1 pseudogene is annotated in these 427 nt (G+C 73.3%); it reads left to right on the plus strand.

Annotated elements, in window-relative coordinates:
- Positions 1-110 precede the first annotated feature (110 nt).
- Positions 111-427, plus strand: a pseudogene (locus RNB18_RS52600) (DUF445 family protein); the annotation flags it as partial.

Here is a 427-nt window from a genome sequence, read left to right on the forward strand (position 1 = left end):
GGACCCGTAAGGAGCTCGGCCCGGGGACGGCGACGGGAGGCCCTGGGAAGTCCGGGTCCGGCGGGTCCGGGAAGTCCGGGTTCGGGAAGTCCGGGGCCGGAGGGGGCCCGCTGGGGGTGGGGCCGCTGGCCTCGTTCGCGTACACCGCCGCCGACGAGGAGAAGCAGCGCGGCGTCCGGCGCATGAAGATCACGGCGACCGGCCTACTTCTCTTCGTCGCGCTCGTCTAGGTCCTGGCCACCTGGGCGGAGCACTCAGGTGTGGAGGGCTGGCCGGGCTACGTCGCGGCGGCTGCCGAGGCGGGGATGGTGGGCGCTCTGGCGGACTGGTTCGCCGTCACGGCGCTCTTCCGGCGCCCGCTCGGCCTGCCCATCCCCCACACGGCCATCATCCCCACCAAGAAGGATCAGCTGGGACAGTCCCTCGG

It is taken from the genome of Streptomyces doebereineriae (assembly GCF_031845645.1).
In the GTDB taxonomy this organism is placed as follows: Bacteria; Actinomycetota; Actinomycetes; order Streptomycetales; family Streptomycetaceae; genus Streptomyces; species Streptomyces canus.